At 43.1% G+C, this 754-nt stretch carries 1 protein-coding gene; it reads right to left on the minus strand.

The features are described 5' to 3' along the window. Positions 1-31 precede the first annotated feature (31 nt). Positions 32-754 (minus strand): IS66 family transposase (tnpC, locus tag BHU72_RS09305; protein ID WP_141709294.1); only part of this gene is annotated, 723 nt, incomplete at its 5' end.

The following is a 754-nucleotide window of genomic DNA, read 5'->3' on the forward strand; positions in this document are numbered from 1 at the left end:
GGTGCCAAAAAAGAACTAATACCATGTGGCACTAGTTCTTGCATTCAGCTAGTATACGCGGAGACCAAGGCATTAAATCTTCTAAATCTTCTGGCCTATTCCGGTAATCAGTATCCGGCATGTATAAGAGAAGATAGTTTAGGTAGCTGTATATGTTCAGTCCATTTGCTTTTGCTGTCTCGATGATGCTGTATATAGCGGCACTAGCGGAGGCCCCTTTAGGAGTAGCTGCAAATAGCCAATTCTTTCTCCCTACTGCAAAGGGGCGAATGCTGTTCTCAGCTGCGTTATTGGATATGGCACATCTACCGTCAAGTAGATAATTTTCCATAAATGGTTTCTGGTTCATTGCATATGTTACGGCTTTTCCGAGAGCAGAATTCTTTAGTGCATGAACAGAATGTAGCCAACTCCAAAAGGCATCTAGAATTGGTTTTGCTTTTTCCAGACGCTTTGTGTATTTTTCTTCGGGTGTAAACTGGGATAGCTCTTCTTCGATTTTGAAAAGCTGGTTGCAGTAGTCCCGACCGATTTCTGCATTTGTGAGTCGAGCATCTTTTGCTCGTTTGTCTGGGATTGCCTCGACAAATTTGCGACGCAGGTGAGCCCAACAGCCACAACGGATGACATCTTTAAGTTTGTTATACCCAGAGTATCCGTCACAGTGTAGGAATCCTTTAAATCCCTTCAGATATTCGGAAGCGTTTTCACCACTACGGGTGGTTTTGTAATCGAACAAGATGATTGGTTGTTT

The sequence above is a fragment of the Desulfuribacillus stibiiarsenatis genome (assembly GCF_001742305.1).
In the GTDB taxonomy this organism is placed as follows: domain Bacteria; phylum Bacillota; class Bacilli; order Desulfuribacillales; family Desulfuribacillaceae; genus Desulfuribacillus_A; species Desulfuribacillus_A stibiiarsenatis.